Raw genomic sequence first — 16470 nt, 5'->3', positions numbered from 1 at the left:
CAACACGGACCGGGCCCCTCAGCGCCGGTCCGCTTCCGAGACAATCGCTGTTCGCCGCGCGTTGTCAAGCTCGTCCACACTGTGAGCCGTGCGCCGGGGCTCGGTTGACGGACCACCGGATGCCTGTTCCACTGGGGCCATGCATTCGCAGCAGTGGCTGGTCAAGCGCTCCCACATCGACTTCGGTCGCGTGTGGTCCGCCTCCTGTTGAGCCGACCCCCTGCCTTTCCGCGTGTCTTCGCCCGGCGCCGTGTGCGGCGACCGAGCGCCTTTCCCCGCGTGTCCTCCCGTACACAACACCGTTCTCCCCTCCCCTCGCTCCGCCATCCTTCGCCCCGACCGTGGGGTCGCCGCGTGCTGCCCCGACGCCGGCGCGACCGCTCACGGCCGATGACTCTGGAGAACCACACCCCATGCCCCGGACCCGGCACACTGCTGCCTTCGCACTGATCACCGCCGCCGCTCTCGCCCTCACCGCGTGCGGGTCCGGTGATCCGGCGGCCGCACCGGCCGGCGCCGCGGCCGCCGCCGAGGGGAAGGTGCCGACGACCGATGTCGTCTCCTCGGTGCGCAAGGACGAGGCGGCGGCGAAGCTGCTGCCCGCCGACGTCCGCGCCGCCGGGACCCTGACCATCGCCGCGAGTGTCGGCAACCCGCCGGGCTCCACCTACCTCGCCGACGGAAAGACCGTGGCCGGCACGGACATCGACTTCGCGGACGCGGTCGCCCGGAAGCTCGGACTGCGCCTCACCCGCGAGGTGGCCTCCTTCGAGGCGATCCTGCCGGCGCTGGACAGCGGGAAGTACGACGTGGGCACCGGGAACTTCGGGGTGACCGAGGAGCGCCGCAGAACGATCGACTTCGTCACGTACATCAATGACGGCCAGGGTTTCGCGGTCCGTGACGACAGCAGGCTGAAGAAGGTCACCGATCTCACCCAGCTCTGCGGCCTGACCGTGGGCACCGGCGCGGGCACCACCTTCGAGGTGACCCTGGAGGAGAACCGGCACCTGTGCACCGACACGGGCCGCGAGCCGTACGAAGTGAAGACGTACAACGACCAGGGCGCCACCTGGGCCTCGCTCCAGCAGGGCCGCAGCGATGTGGTGATGTCCACCATCAACGGACTGCGGTACGCGGTGGAGCAGCAGGAGGGCGTGCGCTTCCTCAACGAGTTCAAGCGTCTCGACGTCGGCTTCGCCTTCAAGAAGGGCACCCCGCTGGCGCCCGCCTTCCAGGCCGCGGTGAACGGCCTCAAGGCGGACGGCACCTACGACCGGATCCTGAAGAAGTGGGGCATCGGCGCATCCGCGATCACGACCTCGCGGATCTCGCCGCCCGAGATCAAATGATCCGGTCCCCCACCCTCGTCCGGTCTCCCGCCCTCAGCAGCTGCAGTCGCAATCGCAGCAGTCGCACCCGTCGCAGCAGTCCCCGCAGTTGCTGCAGCAGTCGCACGCATCGCAGCAGTCACCGCAGTCGCACTGGCTGCACAGACCCTCGCGGCGCTGATGGCTCCACGGGTCCTCGAACGTGCCGCAGCACATCTGGCAGGTACAGGCCAGCCCCGCCCACACCAGGCAGCCCATGATCAGACCGCGCCGGTCGCGCGGGGGCTCGGGCGGCGGCTGCGGCGGACCGCCCGGGCCGCCCGGACCCGGGGCGTACGGATTGCCCGGCACCGGCCCGAAGGACCCGGCCGGCCCGGCGGCTGACGGACCGGCAGCTCCGTCCAGGAGCACGGCGCCGGCCTGGTGCGAGCACGCCGTGGTGCCGAAGGCACGGTCCACCGACTGGCGCAGTTCGTGTGCCAGCAGCACATGGGCCAGCTTGTCGTCGGTGAATTCCGCGTCGCGCAGCGCCAGCCGTACGCCGTGCAGCGCGTCGTCGCACAGCCGCCGGGCCTCGTCCCGCGAGGTGCCGGTGGCGGTGAGCGGGTTCCAGGCACCCGACGCGGCGTCAGCTTCCTGGTCCTCCACGGCGTCCAGCAGATGCGCCAGACGTCCGAAGAGGCGGCCGGCCTCGGCGAGCGGCGCCGCGTTCTGCGGCTTGCCGGCCAGCACCGCGGTGTGGGCGAAGGCGGCCGCGGTGGCGGTCTCGGTGGGTTCGGTGACGGTGAGCAGCGGGGTGCCGGGCCCGGCGATCAGCTCGATGCCGGTCTGCCTGTCGACGGCGTCCACGAGCAGCGCCGTGTCGAAGCCGAGCTGTGCGCCGGTACGCGCGCCGGCCCGGTCCCAGCCCGCGGCGACCCGGCGCGCGGCGGCGGCGACCGGGCGGCGCCTCAACAGGCCGTCCCCGTCGGCGACGTGATCCCGGACCTTGGCCGAGGCCAGCACCAGGGAGACGGCGGCGGCCAGCCTGGCGCCCTCGCCGCGGGCGACCGACGCGGTCCGCATGGCGCGCAGCGGGCAGGGCCCCGCCGTGCGTCGCCATCCGGTGGTGCGCTCGGACTGAGCCTCCGTCAGAACGGAAACAATCAGACCGTCATAGTTCGTGACGATCCGGGCGAATTGCCCGTGATCGGAGCGAAGTGCGAGGCAGAGCCCGCAGAGATGGGCCATCCACTCGGTCCGGAGCCCCTCGGACAACCGATGGGCGCAGGGCCTGACTATTCCGAACACGACGATCCCCCGAGAGTCGTTCACCTTCGCGCCGCACCCCTGCGGCCGCGCGAGGTGCATCGTATCGAGCGGCCCGTTCACCCGTACGTCCCCCATGTCACCCGTACGGCCCGGGGCATCATATTTTCTTTCTTTCCGACCCCTTATGCGGGAGGAACCCTGACATACCGCCACATCTTCTGCATCAGTACCGTCACGAACACCCTGCGCGCCGACTATCCACTTGGCGCACGATCCGCATCATGGACGACCATAGGGATACGAAAGAGATGCGGAACGCCACGGAACCGCGGTGAGAGGAGGCGTCCATGGGATCGGTGCGCAAGGCGAGTGCCTGGCTGGGCCTCGTGGAGGACAACGACGAGCGGTACTACGACGACGAGTACGCCGAGGGCGCGCAGACCGGGACCGGCGGCCAGGCCTGGGTGACCGACCCCCGGGTGCAGGTCGTGTCCGAGGCGGCCGAGGAGACGGGCCGCCGGATCGCCACCGTCACCCCGGACAGCTTCCGGGACGCACGGGCCATCGGAGAGCTCTTCCGGGACGGCGTCCCGGTGATCGTCAACCTCACGACCATGGACCCCACCGACGCGAAGCGCGTCGTGGATTTCGCCGCCGGGCTGATCTTCGGACTGCGCGGCTCGATCGAGCGCGTGGCCACCCGGGTCTTCCTGCTGACCCCGGCCGACACCCAGGTGGTGACCGAAGCCGCCGGCCGGCCGGCCGACGGCTTCTTCAACCAGAGCTGAGCAGGGCGCTCGCCGGACGGTCTAGCGGAACGCGTCGAGACCGGTGAGCGCCTTGCCCAGTACCAACTGGTGCATCTCCACGGTTCCCTCGTAGGTGAGCACCGACTCCAGATTCGTCGCATGGCGCATCACCGGGTACTCCAGCGAGATCCCGTTGGCGCCGAGGATCGTGCGCGAGGTACGGCAGATGTCGATCGCCTCCCGCACATTGTTGAGCTTTCCGAAACTGACCTGCTCCGGACGGAGCCTGCCCGCGTCCATCCGCCGGCCCAGATGGTGGGCGAGCAGGATGCCCTTGTGCAGTTCCACGGCCATGTCCGCGAGCTTGGCCTGGGTGAGCTGGAAGCCGCCGATCGGCCGGTCGAACTGTTCCCGCGTGCGCGAGTAGTCCACGGCCGCCTCGAAGCTGGCACGGGCCGCGCCCATCGCTCCCCAGACGATGCCGTAGCGGGCATGGCTGAGACAGCTGAGCGGGCCGCGCAGACCGGTGACGCCCGGGAGCACCGCGTCGGCGGGCAGCCGCACCTCGTCCAGCACCAGCTCGCTGGTGACCGAGGCGCGCAGCGACCACTTGTGCTTGATCTCGGGAGCCGAGAAGCCCGGGGTGTCGGTCGGCACCGCGAAGCCACGGATTCCGCCGTCGGTCTGCGCCCAGACGACGGCGACCCCGGCGACCGAGCCGTTGGTGATCCACATCTTGCGTCCGGTGAGCACCCAGTCCCCGCCGTCGCGCTTGGCGTACGTACGCATCCCGGCCGGGTCGGATCCGTGGTCCGGCTCGGTGAGGCCGAAGCAGCCGATGATCTCGCCGGCCGCCATGCCCGGCAGCCACCGCTGCCGCTGCTCCTCGGAGCCGAAGCGGTGGATGGCGTACATGGCGAGCGAACCCTGTACGGAGACCAGGGAGCGGATCCCGGAGTCCGCCGCCTCCAGCTCCAGACAGGCCAGTCCGTACTGGACGGCGGTGGCGCCGGCGCAGCCGTACCCCTGGAGGGACATGCCGAGCGCGCCGAGCGAACCGAGCTCACGGGCCAGCTCACGGATCCCGGGCAGCTCGCCGCTCTCGTACCACTCGGCGATGTGCGGCAGGACGCGGTCGGCGGCCCAGTCCCGGACGGTCTGGCGGATCGCGAGGTCCTCGGCACTGAGCAGATCGTCGATGCCGATCGGGTCGGCGGGGTCGAAGGGCGGGAGCTTCGAGGACTCGGTGGTGGACATGAGGGCGCCTCCGGCGGCTCGCACGATGCTAAAACTAGCAGTGGTAGTTATGGCGTCGCACCGACGTTACGGCTCAGTGTGCCGCTCGTCCAGGGCCCGTCGCCTCGGCGGGTCGGCGCCGGGCGGGGCGCGACAGGGGCCGCTGCGCACGGCCCGGGGCGGGCACCTCGTGCGGCGCGCGGTGCTCCCGCGCCTCGCTCACGTCCGCCGCACGCTCCGGCTCGTCGGGCACCGGTGCCGGACAGTCCATCGCCCTCGGCAGCCGCAGCGCGGCCAGCGCCCCGGCCAGCAGCAGCGCGGCGCTGACCAGCAGCGTGACATGCAGCCCGGTGATGAAGGAGTGGCGCGCCGTGGAGCGCAGCACCGCACCCAGCGGGCCGCCCAGCCGGTCGGCCACCTGGTAGGCCTCGCCCAGCGAGTGGGCGGCGGCCGCGCGGGCCCCGGCCGGGACACCCGCCTCGGGAAGCTTCGAGAGCCCGGGGGCGTAGGCGGCGTTCATGACACTGCCGAGCAGGGCGATCCCCATGCCCGCACCCAGCTGGTACGAGGTCTCGCCGATGGCCGCCGCCCCGCCCGCACGGTCGGCGGGGGCATCGCTGAGCATCGATTCGTACGCCCCGAAGAGCGTGGTCTGCAGCCCGAAGCCCAGGGCCACGAAGGCCGCCGTCAGCAGTGCGGGCCGGTCGTGCTGCCCCATCGCGGTCAGGGTCAGCACCGAGACGGCCGTGAGCACGAAGCCCCAGCCGACCATCCGGCGCGGGCCGACGCGGCGCAGGGTGTACGAGCCGGTGGCGCCCGCGGCCATGGCAGCGAAGGTGAGCGGGAGCAGCCGCAGGCCGGTCTGCAGCGGGCTCAGTCCGAGGACGAGCTGGAGGTACTGCACGGCTATGAGCTCAAGACCGACCAGGGCCAGCATGGCGATGATGATGCAGCCCACCGCGGTGGAGAAGGCGGGCTTGGCGAACAGCCCGATGTCGATCAGCGGATGCGTACGCCGCTTCTGCCGGCGCACGAACAGGACTATCAGTGCCGCCCCGATCAGCAGCGGAGCGAGCGTGGCCGGACTGAGCACACCCTCGCCGGTGCCCGCCCGCTTCACTCCGAGGACCACCCCGAGCACCCCGGCGGCGGCCATCAGTGCGCCCAGCACGTCCCACGGCCCGTCGTGGCTGCCGCGCGACTCGGGCAGCAGCAGCCGTCCGACCGGCAGGATCAGCGCCATCAGCGGAACGTTGATCAGGAAGACCGAGCCCCACCAGAAGTGCTCGACGAGGAAGCCGCCGATGACCGGACCGGTGGCGGCGCCCACCGCGGCGACCGCGGTCCAGATGCCGATCGCGAGGGCCCGTTCCCGCCGGTCGGGGAAGACCTGCCGGAGGATCGACAGCGTCGCCGGCATGATCATCGCGCCGCCGACCCCGAGCAGCGCACGCGCCACGATGAGCACGGCGGGGCTGTCGGCCATCGCGGCGATCGCGGAGGCGGCCCCGAAGAGGGCGTAGCCGAGCAGCAGGACCCGGCGGCGGCCCACCCGGTCGCCGAGGGTGCCGAAGAGAATCAGCAGCGAGGCACAGACCAGCGGGTAGGCGTCGACGATCCAGAGCAGACCGACCGCGCTGGGGTTCAGGTCCTCGGTGACGGCGGGTACGGCGACGTGGAGCACGGTCGAGTCGAGCGCCACGAGCAGGAGGCTGAGGCAGAGGACGACGAGGACGACCCATCGATTGGCACCGTCGGCCGCCGCGCGCAGCCGGAATCGGGCTGTGGTCGTCCCTGACATGCATGTACCTCCCAAAGGTCCCTCGCGCTCGGCGGGCCAACCGGGGATGCGGCGGTTCGCCGCTCCTCATGGCCCGGCATCGACGGGCGAGTGGCCGTCAGCGTACGCGAGTTCGGACCCCTCACACGTGGCCCACCTCATACCCGGTCGGGCCGCGGGGTGTGGCGTACGCCACGCCGACCCGCCGCCCGGACCTGCGAGGACACCCTGCGCACCCGGAACGGGACGGTACCCGGCCGCCCCCGCGGAGCACCCGCCGGGCCCGCTCCGAAGGCGGCCGGTGACCGGACCGGCACGTTCCGTTCCCCCTCCTCCCGGGCCCGGATAAATTCATACCGGCACCTCCTGCGCTTTTCCGTCCGGGCCCAAACACCCTTCCGAAATGCGTGCGAAATCAATAGCGCGAAGTGCCGCCGAGACGCTTACGCGGATCAGGAATTAAGACCCCGCTGAGACATAGTCCACATCACATCGTCATCACAAAGAGACCGGATCGACCTGGTCTCTCACTAACGCGCTGTAACGTCGATTGGGTGCGTACCGACATCTTTGCCCGGCTGGACCGGGAGCCGGAGCCGCCGAAGATAGAGCCACCGCGGATGAGCCGTCACCGCATCGCACTCTTCGGCGGGACGTTGGCGTTCTATCTCGCCATCGTCATTGCCGTGCTGGTCTCGTCCTGGCTGGTGACCCTGGACTGGAAGGTCATGCTCTTCCGGCCGTATCAGCAGTGGCCGGAAATCCATGCCTTCCTCGACTACTACATCGTGCTCGGCCAGCGCGGCCCCACCGCCACGATGGTGGCCTGCTGGCTCGGCTGGCGCTCCTGGCGGCAGCACACGCTGCGCCCCCTGCTGACGCTGGGCGCGGCGCTGCTGCTGCTCAATGTGACGGTCGGCGCGGTCAAGATCGGCCTGGGCCGCCTCGGCCCGCACTACGCGACCCAGATCGGCTCCGCCGAGCTCTTCGCCGGCGGCGACATATTTCCCTCCGGGCACACCGCCAACGCGGTTGTGACCTGGGGAATCCTCGCCTATCTGGCCACCACCCCACGGGCCCGGCGCTATCTGTCGGCCATGTCGGCGATCGTGTCGCTGGGCGTCGGCCTCACCACCGTCTATCTCGGTACGCACTGGCTCAGCGACGTCCTGCTGGGCTGGGCCGCCGGCCTGCTGATCATGCTGGGCCTGCCCTGGGCGGAGCCGCTGATCACCCGGGCCGAGGCCTGGATCTTCGCCCAGCGCGAGAACCTGCGGGGATTCGGCCGCCCCGTTCCCTCGGTGCCCGTCGCGGCCGGAGGCCCCCGGACCGTGCTGGTGCCTCAGCCGGACGGCGGCGAGGCCCCGGCCCGGGAGCCGGTCGTCTCGGCGGCCGCGGGCGGCACCGGCACCCGGCCGCGGGCCCACGCCTCGCATCCGGCGCATGTGGTGCGCTCGGAGCGGACCCCGGTCACCCCGGTCGGCAGCCGGCGCCCGCCGCACGCCGATCGCACACCGCGCGGCGGCTCGACGACCCCGGCCCGCCCGGTGGCCGGCGGCTGAGCCCCTGCGAGGGAGCCGGTACGCACAGCCGCTCCCCGGACACGAGTGAGGGCCCCGACCGTTGTCGGGGCCCTCACTCGTGTCCGGGTCCGGGTTCTCGCGCCGCGGGGAGCCTCAGCCCACCCAGCAGCGGGTGACGACGGCTCCGTCGACCTCGAAGTTGATCCGGCCGCCGCGGAACTCCATGGTGATGATCGCGCCCGGCGGCAGCGATCTGACGGTGGTCCAGCCATGGCTGCGGGCCCGTTGTTCGGCGGCGTCGGCGGCGAGGCCGACGTACTCGTCGGGCGCGTCGTCGGGCTGGGCGGAAGGGGTCGGTATGGGTGCCATGCCCCTCACCGTAGGCGGCCGCGGGCGGCGGCGGAAGTTGGGGCGCCCACCGTCGCAGGGCATCCTCACGTTCTCCGCCGGTCACACTTGTGTCACAGGATCACGACACGCGCACGGTATGGATCACGCCACCCGGACAGGCCGCCCGGGACCCGACACACAGTAATCACACAACCCGGAGAATGATCATTCGGAAAGCCCGGAATCGAAGCGGAATATCCCGTATCGAGCGGATGTAATTCCCGCGCCGAATAGCGCACGTAAATGAGCATGTCGCCGGGAATTCACGCTTCCTTATGGCAGCCTTATCCTTTGGTCACAATATTCACTCCGCGGTACGGGACAGCCGTCGAGCGCCACTGGTATAGCGGGCGGCCCCGGCCGTCCGTATGGCGTCGCCGCGGCCGGCGCTCAGTCCAGTGCCCTGGTCAGCCGGTCCCTGGCGACCTTGATCGCGTCCTTCAGCTCCGGTGGTTCGACGACCTCGAAGTCGAGGCCCAGCAGCATCACATGGACGACCATCACGTCCAGGCCGATCGCTCCGGTGCGCAGCAGACAGGTGTCGTCGTCGACTGCCTCCAGCACCCCGGCGGCGGGCGAGATCCGCTCGGCCACTCGCTCGATCCCCGCCTTCAGCCGGATCACCGCGTGCATCGGGTACACGTTCGTGGAGATCCCCCTGGCGACATAGGCGGCCAGGTCCTCGGCGGGTGGCTCGCGGGGGACGAACCTCGGCCCGTGCGGCGGCGTGGGGGTGATCCGGTCCGCCCGGAACGTACGCCAGTCCGCGCGCTCCAGGTCCCAGGCGACGAGGTACCAGCGGCGCTCGGTGCACACCAGCCGGTGCGGTTCGACGGTCCGCCGCGAGACGGAGCCTGAGTGGTCCCGGTACTCGAAGCGCAGCCGCTCGCCGTCCCGGCAGGCCCCGGCGAGTTCGGTCAGGACACCCGCGTCGGCGACCGAGGCGCCGGGCCCGCGGAGCAGCGGCACGGTGAAGGTGTTCAGCGCGTTCACCCGGCGCCGGAGCCGGTCCGGCAGCACCTGTTCGAGCTTGGTCAGGGCGCGTACGGAGGTCTCGCCGATGCCCTCGACCCCGTTGCCCGCCGCGGTGCGCAGGCCGACGGCGACGGCGACGGCCTCCTCGTCGTCCAGGAGCAGCGGCGGCAGCTGGGCACCGGCGCCGAGCTGGTACCCGCCGCCGGTGCCGGGGCTGGCGTTGACCGGGTAGCCCAGCTCGCGGAGCTTGTCGACGTCGCGCCGGACGGTCCGCGGGGTGACCCCGAGCCGGTCGGCGAGGTCGGCGCCGGACCAGTCGCGGTGTGCCTGGAGCAGTGAGAGCAGACGCAGCAGTCGTGCCGAGGTCTCCAACATGACGGTGAGTCTGCCAGGGGTTGCGGACAGCCCGGGTCCGCAACCGCCCCGGCGGCCCTCAGGGGGCGGGTTCCGGTTCGAGCCTTACGCAGAGGTCGTTGTCGGTGGTGTAGCAGGGCGTGGCCCGGCTGCCCTCCCCGGTGCTGCGGCCCGGGTAGACGAAGATCTTCTTGCGGTCCCAGACGTCGTCGAGGATGCGGGAGATCCGTACACCGCCGGCCGGTCCGTCCTCCGCCGTGCCGGGGATCAGCCAGAGCGTCCACAGCCGGGGCTCGGTGACGGCCCCGTCGGCCAGTTCGTCGAGAGGGAGCGTGAAGGCGAAGGTGCCCTCCTCCCCGTCCCCGGTGACCGGCACCCGCAGGACCCGGCCGTCCGCGCCGGGCGCCCGCGCCTCGACACGGGCACCGGCGCCGAGACCGGTGCCGTACAGCGTGCCCCCGACGGTCATCCCGTGCCCGTCGAAGGTCACCGGACCGGCCTCGGCATGCGGTGTGCGGAGCCAGCAGCGCACGGCGAGCCGGCCGTCGAGGGTCGGGTACGGGATCCGGACCGCGATCCGCCCGCTCTGCGGTACCTGGTCGACGAGCAGCCGAAGATCCCGGATGCCGGGCTCGACGGCCACCGCCTCGCCGTCCTGCGCGCCGGGCTCCCGCAGATAGACGTCCCAGCGGCCCTCCGCGGGCTCCAGGGTGCCCGGCAGCACCGCGCGCAGTCGCCCGTCGCGCAGCGGGCTCAGCTGCAGCCGTACGGTGTCGCCGTCGCCCTTGCCCTTGGCGCCGCGCAGCCGGAGCAGCAGCTCGGGCGCCTCCTCGTCCTCGCGGCGGCCGAGGTCGAGATCGAAGGTGATCCCGCCGCCGGGTCCCGCGGTGCAGTCGGCCCTCGGTGTCCTTCGCCCTGTGGAGACGGTCATGCGGTCTTCCCCTTGCGGATCACGGCGGCTGCCTTGTAGCGCAGGGCGTACGCCCCGTCCAGCACGGTGCCCCTGGCGCGGTGCAGTGTGGTGCTCAGTGCGCCGTGCGAGCGGTCGCGCGGGCCCCGCGAGGCGAGTTCGGTGAAGAGCCGTTCATGGCGTTCGGCGATCCGTGCCGGGTCGAACCGCTGCGACGCGGCCAGTGCGGCGCGTCCCGCGCGGTGCCGTGCCTCGTCGTCGCGGATCAGGCCGAGCAGGGCGTCGGCCACGGCCGTCGTGTCACCGACGGGCACCAGCCGTCCGTCGGTGCCGTCGTCGATGATCTCGCGGGGGCCGTGCGGGCAGTCGGTGGCGACGACCGGCAGACCGCAGCGCATCGCCTCGACGATGGTCATGCCGAAGGACTCGCGGTCCGAAGTGACCGCGGCGATCGATCCCTTGGGCCACTCGGCCTCCAGCGGATTGACCGGTCCCATCAGGAACACGTGGTTGTGCAGCCCGAGTTCCTCGATGAGCGCGAGCAGCGCCGCCCGTTCGTTGCCGGTCGCGTCGCCGCCGCCGTAGATGCGCAGCCGCCAGTCCGGGCGGACCGCGACCACGTCGGCGAACGCCCGGACGAGCAGGTCGTAGCGCTTGACCTTGTGCAGCCGGCCCGCGGCGATCACCCACTTGCGGTCGCCGTCGGCGGGCGGGACGGACGGTTCGGGCACGCTGTTGGCGATGGCCTCGATCCGTACGCCGGGGAGTTTGAACCCGGTCCGGTAGGCCCGGGCGTCGGCCTCGGTGACGGTGGTGATCGCGTCGAGCAGGGGGTAGCGGTGCGCGATCTCGCGGCGGAGCCGGTAGCTGTGGCTGTCGAGGGTGAGGTGCTCCTGTCCGATCCGGACCGGGCCGCGGCGGGCCTGCCTGCTGATGTGCACGTTGAGACCCGGCCGGGTGCCGACCACGACGTCCGCCTCCAGCGACCGCAGATGGTCCGCCACCCGCGCGTCGGACAGCCTGCTGTACTGCCGGTACCTGCTGTCGCCGCGCGGGAACACCGTCGCGGGCCGGGCGTACTCGGCGGCGTCGCCGTCGTACGTCGGGCTCTTCTTCCGCAGGTCGACGAGGTGGCTCATGCGCACCCCCTCGGGGGCGCCCAGCGCGGGAACGTCACGGTGCCGGAAGACCGACACGATCTCGATGTCGTGGTGCCCGGCCAGCGCCCCGGCGAGATTGAACGTCGTGCGGATCGTGCCCCCGACTCCGTAGGCGTTGTGGAGCAGGAAAGAAATGTGCATGAAACGCCATATCTCCCGGTTCGGCTGATCAGCGGCAGGCTGCACTTGCCATGACGGCAAAGGCCGGTCCGCGGTTCACTCCGCGTACGAGCGAATTTCGGCCAGCGGTTGACTCACCAACTTCTCCGCTTTGTCGCTTTGCTGCCGTATTCGGTGTACCGCCGCATCGTCGAGTCGACCACATCGCGAGCCCCCGGACCGGCCCGAACGGTCCCCAAGTGCACTGCCGGGCCCCGGGATTCACCCTCTGGGCCGGTTGGTTCGATTACGTTCCCTTTCTCGCGTGACCCCGGCCGCAGCTCGCCCGTTGTCATTTCCATGAGCCGGGAACCGCCCGGCGCACGTACCGAGTTCGAGGAGCCACCCGTGCCGCGCATGCTCGACGTCAGCGAGGACGTACGCGCCGAGATCGGCGATGCCGAAGCCGACCGGCTGCTCGTCGGCGACAACACCCCGGGCAGTTACGACTGCACTTCCTGCCGCACTCCCGGAGACTCCGAGCAGGAACGCACCAGCACGGTGCTCTTCGTCGGCGACGAGACCGCCGTCCTCGCCTTCGCCCACGCGACGTGCATCCCCTCGCAGGTCGTCCAGGTCGCCGAGGAGCAGCTCCAGGGCGCCGTACGCAGCATCACCGGCGGCGAGGGACCGGACGTCGGCGGCTCCGGCGCGGGCCTGCCGCAGAACGCCCCCACCGAACAGGCCGTACTCGGCATCACCAGCGGCCTCGTCCTGATCGACGACGAGCTCCACCCGGCCCTCGTCGTCGAGCCGACCGGTGCGATCTCCCGGCCGGGCACGGACGGCAGCCGGGGCGACGAATTCCTCCAGCTGCTGCTGGAGCAGGGCTTCCACCCGGTCCACCGCACGGACCAGGTGCCCGCCGTGCTGCACGGCTGGTCGATCCTGCTCGCCATGGGCCAGCTGCACGCCGTGCTCCAGCCGGGCACCGGCGGCGGCGCACCGGTCGCCTGGTGGCAGGCGCACGCACCGCTCCAGGTCACCGAGGGCTGGCGGACCGCGGCCAACAAGTCGCAGACCGTTCTCGTCTTCGCCGCCCCGGCCGGGTCGATCGGCCAGCAGCCCCGCGAGGACCTGCTGCGCGACGCCCTGGACAGGGCCGCGGCCAAGGGGCTCCTGGTCGCCGCCGCGATGCCGCTGGCCGGTACCTGATCGTGACCGCCGGCCCCTCGCACCAGCGGCGAACAGCTATTTCTCCGCCGCGCCCGCATCCGAGCGACACCGGTGTCGTTGGCACATACGTGCACTCATACGACTCCTCCCACCAGCGCCCGAGCCCGATCCCTGCCATGCGGCCCTCGCAGGAGCCATCGGGCGGTCAGTCCCACACGCCGATCTACGACGCGCTGTACTCCGAGTACCGCCGCTCGTTCAGGGCGCTGCCGGGCGATCGGAGCGGCGAGGAGAATCTCGGTTTCCTGGCCTTCGGCTCCGGGCTCTTCGGCAGCCGCCTCCCGCTGAGCGGCCACTCCGGCCACTCCGCCGGTTTCTCCACCGGCCTCGCCGTGACGGGCGGCGCCTCCGGACACAGCACCGGGACCGGCACCGGGGGCCTCGGTTCCTGGCAGCGGATGGGCCGGCACTCCGGGCGCACCCAGCCGGCGGCCCTGCCCCCGGGCTCGCGGGGCGCCTGACCGTACGTCCGCGGGCGCCCGCCCCGTGACGACGGAGCCCCGGGCCGTCTCTCGTCCGAGACGGTCCGGGGCTCTGTCGTGCGCCCGTGGGTGCTACTTGTTGCGGCCGCGCTTCTCGCGGACCCGCACCGAGATGTGGATCGGGGTGCCCTCGAAGCCGAACTCCTCACGCAGCCGACGCTCGACGAACCGCCGGTAGCCGTGCTCCAGGAAGCCCGAGGCGAACAGCACGAAGCGCGGCGGCTTGGTACCGGCCTGGGTGCCGAAGAGGATCCGGGGCTGCTTGCCGCCGCGGACGGGGTGCGGGTGGGAGGCGACGATCTCGCCGAGGAAGGCGTTCAGCCGGCCGGTGGGGACACGGGTCTCCCAGCTGGCGAGGGCGGTCTCGATCGCCGGGACGAGCTTCTCCATGTGCCGGCCGGTGACGGCCGAGACATTGACCCGCGGCGCCCACGCGATCTGCGCGAGCTCCGTCTCGATCTCGCGCTCCAGGTAGTAGCGGCGCTCCTCGTCGAGGGTGTCCCACTTGTTGAACGCGATCACCATGGCCCGGCCGGCCTCCACGGCCATGGTGATGATGCGCTGGTCCTGGACGCTGATGGACTCGCCCGCGTCGATCAGTACGACGGCGACCTCGGCCTTCTCCACGGCGGCGGCGGTACGCAGCGAGGCGTAGTAGTCCGCGCCTTCCTGGAGGTGGACGCGGCGGCGGATGCCGGCCGTGTCGATGAACTTCCAGGTGATGCCGCCGAGCTCGATCAGCTCGTCGACCGGGTCGCGGGTGGTGCCCGCGAGCTCGTTGACGACGACGCGGTCCTCGTTGGCGACCTTGTTCAGCAGCGAGGACTTGCCGACGTTGGGACGGCCGATGAGCGCGATCCGGCGCGGGCCGCCGATCGCGGTGCCGAAGCGCTGCGCCGGGGCCTCGGGAAGCGCTTCGAGCACGGCGTCGAGCAGGTCGCCGGTGCCGCGGCCGTGCAGCGAGGAGACCGGGTGCGGCTCGCCGAGGCCCAGCGACCACAGGGCGGTGGCGTCCGCCTCGCCGCTCTGTCCGTCGACCTTGTTGGCACAGAGCACGACGGGCTTGCCGGCCCGGCGCAGCAGCTTGACGACGGCCTCGTCGGTGTCGGTCGCGCCGACGGTCGAGTCGACCACGAAGACGACCGCGTCGGACGCCTCGATGGCGTACTCGGCCTGGGCGGCGACGGAGGCGTCGATGCCCAGCACGTCCTGCTCCCAGCCGCCGGTGTCGACGACCTTGAAGCGGCGGCCGGCCCACTCGGCCTCGTAGGTGACGCGGTCGCGGGTGACGCCGGGCTTGTCCTCGACGACGGCCTCGCGGCGGCCGATGATCCGGTTCACCAGTGTCGACTTGCCGACGTTGGGGCGGCCGACAACGGCGAGCACGGGCAGCGGTCCGTGACCGGCCTCGTCGATGGCGCCCTCGACCTCTTCGAGGTCGAAGCCCTCCTCCGCGGCGAGCTCCATGAACTCCGCGTACTCGGCGTCGCCAAGCGCTCCGTGCTCGTGGTCCGAGCCGTCGGAGTGAATCTGGTCGTTCATGAAGTCCGTTCCTCTTTGCATCATCATCGATGGGCCACTACTGCGCGGCCCACTACTCAAGTCTTACCTAGCGGCCGGTGAAGCGCCTGGCCTCGTCCAGGTGGGCGGTCAGCCGCGCCTGGATCCGTACCGTCGCCTCGTCCAGCGCCTTGCGCGTACGCCTGCCGCTTCCGTCGCCCGCCTCGAAGGCGTCGCCGAAGACGACATCGACCCGGCTGCGCAGCGGCGGCAGTGCCGATATCAACCGTCCGCGGCGCTCGGTGCTTCCCAGGACGGCCACGGGCACGATCGGCGCCCCACCGCGTACCGCGAAGTACGCGAGCCCGGCACGCAGGGAGGCGAAGTCGCCCTCGCCCCTGGTGCCCTCGGGAAAGATCCCGAGCGCCCCGCCCTCCTCCAGCACGCCGAGGGCGTGGGTGATGGCGGCGCGGTCGACGGTCGTGCGGTCCACCTTCAGCTGACCGATTCCGCGCAGGAACGGGTCGAGCGGGCCGACGAACGCCTCCTTCTTGATCAGGAAGTGGACGGGCCGGGGCGCGGTGCCCATCAGCATCGGACCGTCGATGTTGTGCGAGTGGTTCACCGCGAGTATGACGGGTCCGGAGGCGGGAACCCGCCACGCGCCCAGTACCCGGGGCTTCCACAGCCCGTACATCAGCCCGATACCGATCCCGCGCCCCACCGCCGCTCCGCGCGGCGAGGGGCGGCCCGTGGCCCGGGTCACTTCGTGGCCCGCTTCTCCTCGACGAGGGTGACGACACACTCGATGACCTGCTGAAGGGTCAGCTCGGTGGTGTCCACCTCGACGGCGTCGTCCGCCTTGGCCAGCGGCGAGGTCTTGCGGCCGGAGTCGGCCGCGTCCCGCTTGATCAGTGCTTCCCTGGTCGCGGCGAGGTCGGAGCCCTTGACCTCTCCGCTGCGCCGGGCGGCGCGTGCCTCCGGGGAGGCGGTGAGGAAAATCTTCAGGTCGGCGTCGGGCAGCACCGTGGTGCCGATGTCGCGGCCCTCGACCACTATGCCCCGCTCGGCCGCGGCGGCGATGGTGCGCTGCAGCTCGGTGATCCGGGAGCGCACCTCGGGGACGGCGCTGACGGCGCTGACCCTGGAGGTGACCTCCTGGGTACGGATCGGGCCCGAGGCATCCTCGCCGTCGACGGTGATCGTCGGGGCGGCCGGGTCCGTACCGGAGACGATGACCGGCTTGGCGGCCGCGGTCGCCACCTCCACCGCGTCCTGGACGTCGATGCCGTTGTTCAGCATCCACCATGTGATCGCCCGGTACTGAGCGCCGGTGTCCAGGTAGCTCAGCCCGAGCTGCGCGGCGACGGCCTTGGACGTGCTCGACTTGCCGGTGCCGGAGGGCCCGTCGATGGCGACGATCACTGCGGCCGGGGCCGTACGGGTTTCCACGGTGGTGGACACCTTCCTGGTACACGGGGTGGGCGGGACGGG

The 16470-nt window shown here is 71.5% G+C and carries 15 protein-coding genes; 5 read left to right on the top strand and 10 right to left on the bottom strand.

Annotated features, from left to right (window positions below; translation table 11 throughout):
• Positions 1 to 413: 413 nt before the first annotated feature.
• Entirely contained in the window at positions 414 to 1352 is a 939-nt protein-coding gene (locus EES42_RS14125) for an ABC transporter substrate-binding protein (RefSeq protein ID WP_124718586.1), read from the top strand.
• A 33-nt stretch (positions 1353 to 1385) separates the two neighbouring features.
• Here the strand turns inward: EES42_RS14125 and EES42_RS14120 are convergent, their stop codons facing one another.
• A complete protein-coding gene (locus EES42_RS14120) occupies positions 1386 to 2621 on the bottom strand; it encodes a DUF5685 family protein (RefSeq protein ID WP_206433503.1) in 1236 nt (411 codons plus the stop codon).
• Positions 2622 to 2929: 308 nt separating this feature from the next.
• Here EES42_RS14120 and sepF point away from each other — a divergent pair, with 308 nt between their 5' ends.
• Positions 2930 to 3370 carry a cell division protein SepF gene (gene sepF, locus EES42_RS14115; RefSeq protein WP_124718584.1) on the top strand — a complete coding sequence of 147 codons (441 nt, stop codon included), beginning with the start codon at positions 2930 to 2932 and terminating at the stop codon, positions 3368 to 3370.
• A gap of 21 nt (positions 3371 to 3391) precedes the next feature.
• Here the strand turns inward: sepF and EES42_RS14110 are convergent, their stop codons facing one another.
• Both EES42_RS14110 and EES42_RS14105 read right to left on the bottom strand, forming a co-directional pair.
• Positions 3392 to 4588, bottom strand: a complete 1197-nt coding sequence (locus EES42_RS14110) for an acyl-CoA dehydrogenase family protein (protein WP_124718583.1) — start codon at positions 4586 to 4588, stop codon at positions 3392 to 3394.
• A 73-nt stretch (positions 4589 to 4661) separates the two neighbouring features.
• A complete protein-coding gene (locus EES42_RS14105; protein WP_124718582.1) occupies positions 4662 to 6368 on the bottom strand; it encodes an MFS transporter in 1707 nt (568 codons plus the stop codon).
• Between the two features lie 533 nt (positions 6369 to 6901).
• Between EES42_RS14105 and EES42_RS14100 the strand changes: the two genes are divergently transcribed.
• Entirely contained in the window at positions 6902 to 7909 is a 1008-nt protein-coding gene (locus EES42_RS14100; protein WP_124718581.1) for a phosphatase PAP2 family protein, read from the top strand.
• Between the two features lie 114 nt (positions 7910 to 8023).
• Here EES42_RS14100 and EES42_RS14095 read toward each other — a convergent pair whose 3' ends face one another.
• From EES42_RS14095 to EES42_RS14080, 4 genes are all read right to left on the bottom strand, one after another.
• The gene (locus EES42_RS14095; RefSeq protein ID WP_124718580.1) at positions 8024 to 8239 is read right to left on the bottom strand and encodes an I78 family peptidase inhibitor; all 216 of its coding nucleotides are present in this window, start codon (positions 8237 to 8239) and stop codon (positions 8024 to 8026) included.
• Between the two features lie 411 nt (positions 8240 to 8650).
• On the bottom strand, positions 8651 to 9610 hold the full coding sequence (locus EES42_RS14090) for a helix-turn-helix transcriptional regulator (protein ID WP_124718579.1): 960 nt from the start codon (positions 9608 to 9610) through the stop codon (positions 8651 to 8653).
• A 58-nt stretch (positions 9611 to 9668) separates the two neighbouring features.
• Positions 9669 to 10520 carry a transferase gene (locus EES42_RS14085; RefSeq protein WP_124718578.1) on the bottom strand — a complete coding sequence of 284 codons (852 nt, stop codon included), beginning with the start codon at positions 10518 to 10520 and terminating at the stop codon, positions 9669 to 9671.
• Positions 10517 to 11800 carry a glycosyltransferase family 4 protein gene (locus EES42_RS14080; protein WP_124718577.1) on the bottom strand — a complete coding sequence of 428 codons (1284 nt, stop codon included), beginning with the start codon at positions 11798 to 11800 and terminating at the stop codon, positions 10517 to 10519. Before EES42_RS14080 ends, EES42_RS14085 begins: the two co-directional genes overlap by 4 nt.
• A gap of 366 nt (positions 11801 to 12166) precedes the next feature.
• On the opposite strand from EES42_RS14080, the gene EES42_RS14075 reads away from it, so the two are divergent.
• Together EES42_RS14075 and EES42_RS14070 are read left to right on the top strand one after the other, a co-directional pair.
• Entirely contained in the window at positions 12167 to 12973 is an 807-nt protein-coding gene (locus tag EES42_RS14075) for a hypothetical protein (protein WP_124718576.1), read from the top strand.
• Positions 12974 to 13110: 137 nt separating this feature from the next.
• Positions 13111 to 13455, top strand: coding sequence for a hypothetical protein (locus tag EES42_RS14070; protein WP_124718575.1), 345 nt, complete (start codon positions 13111 to 13113; stop codon positions 13453 to 13455).
• A 93-nt stretch (positions 13456 to 13548) separates the two neighbouring features.
• Here the strand turns inward: EES42_RS14070 and der are convergent, their stop codons facing one another.
• The 3 genes from der to cmk form a co-directional block, all read right to left on the bottom strand.
• On the bottom strand, positions 13549 to 15018 hold the full coding sequence (der, locus tag EES42_RS14065; protein WP_124718574.1) for a ribosome biogenesis GTPase Der: 1470 nt from the start codon (positions 15016 to 15018) through the stop codon (positions 13549 to 13551).
• A 67-nt stretch (positions 15019 to 15085) separates the two neighbouring features.
• Positions 15086 to 15742: a lysophospholipid acyltransferase family protein gene (locus tag EES42_RS14060; protein WP_124718573.1), complete on the bottom strand. Its 657-nt coding sequence runs from the start codon at positions 15740 to 15742 to the stop codon at positions 15086 to 15088.
• Entirely contained in the window at positions 15739 to 16440 is a 702-nt protein-coding gene (gene cmk, locus EES42_RS14055; RefSeq protein WP_124718572.1) for a (d)CMP kinase, read from the bottom strand. Before cmk ends, EES42_RS14060 begins: the two co-directional genes overlap by 4 nt.
• Positions 16441 to 16470 lie beyond the last annotated feature (30 nt).

Source organism: Streptomyces sp. ADI95-17 (assembly GCF_003846175.1).
Taxonomy (GTDB): domain Bacteria; phylum Actinomycetota; class Actinomycetes; order Streptomycetales; family Streptomycetaceae; genus Streptomyces; species Streptomyces sanglieri.
The sequence above is the reverse complement of the archived record's forward strand: the minus strand, read 5'-3'. Positions and strand labels throughout refer to the sequence as shown.

What these genes read in the sequence shown, in the direction of transcription:
- EES42_RS14125 (WP_124718586.1), top strand. Translation starts at nt 414, where the DNA reads ATGCCCCGGACCCGGCACACTGCTGCCTTCGCACTGATCACCGCCGCC.
- sepF (WP_124718584.1), top strand. Translation starts at nt 2,930, where the DNA reads ATGGGATCGGTGCGCAAGGCGAGTGCCTGGCTGGGCCTCGTGGAGGAC.
- EES42_RS14110 (WP_124718583.1), bottom strand. Translation starts at nt 4,588, where the DNA reads ATGTCCACCACCGAGTCCTCGAAGCTCCCGCCCTTCGACCCCGCCGAC.
- EES42_RS14105 (WP_124718582.1), bottom strand. Translation starts at nt 6,368, where the DNA reads ATGTCAGGGACGACCACAGCCCGATTCCGGCTGCGCGCGGCGGCCGAC.
- EES42_RS14095 (WP_124718580.1), bottom strand. Translation starts at nt 8,239, where the DNA reads ATGGCACCCATACCGACCCCTTCCGCCCAGCCCGACGACGCGCCCGAC.
- EES42_RS14090 (WP_124718579.1), bottom strand. Translation starts at nt 9,610, where the DNA reads ATGTTGGAGACCTCGGCACGACTGCTGCGTCTGCTCTCACTGCTCCAG.
- EES42_RS14085 (WP_124718578.1), bottom strand. Translation starts at nt 10,520, where the DNA reads ATGACCGTCTCCACAGGGCGAAGGACACCGAGGGCCGACTGCACCGCG.
- EES42_RS14080 (WP_124718577.1), bottom strand. Translation starts at nt 11,800, where the DNA reads ATGCACATTTCTTTCCTGCTCCACAACGCCTACGGAGTCGGGGGCACG.
- EES42_RS14070 (WP_124718575.1), top strand. Translation starts at nt 13,111, where the DNA reads ATGCGGCCCTCGCAGGAGCCATCGGGCGGTCAGTCCCACACGCCGATC.
- der (WP_124718574.1), bottom strand. Translation starts at nt 15,018, where the DNA reads ATGAACGACCAGATTCACTCCGACGGCTCGGACCACGAGCACGGAGCG.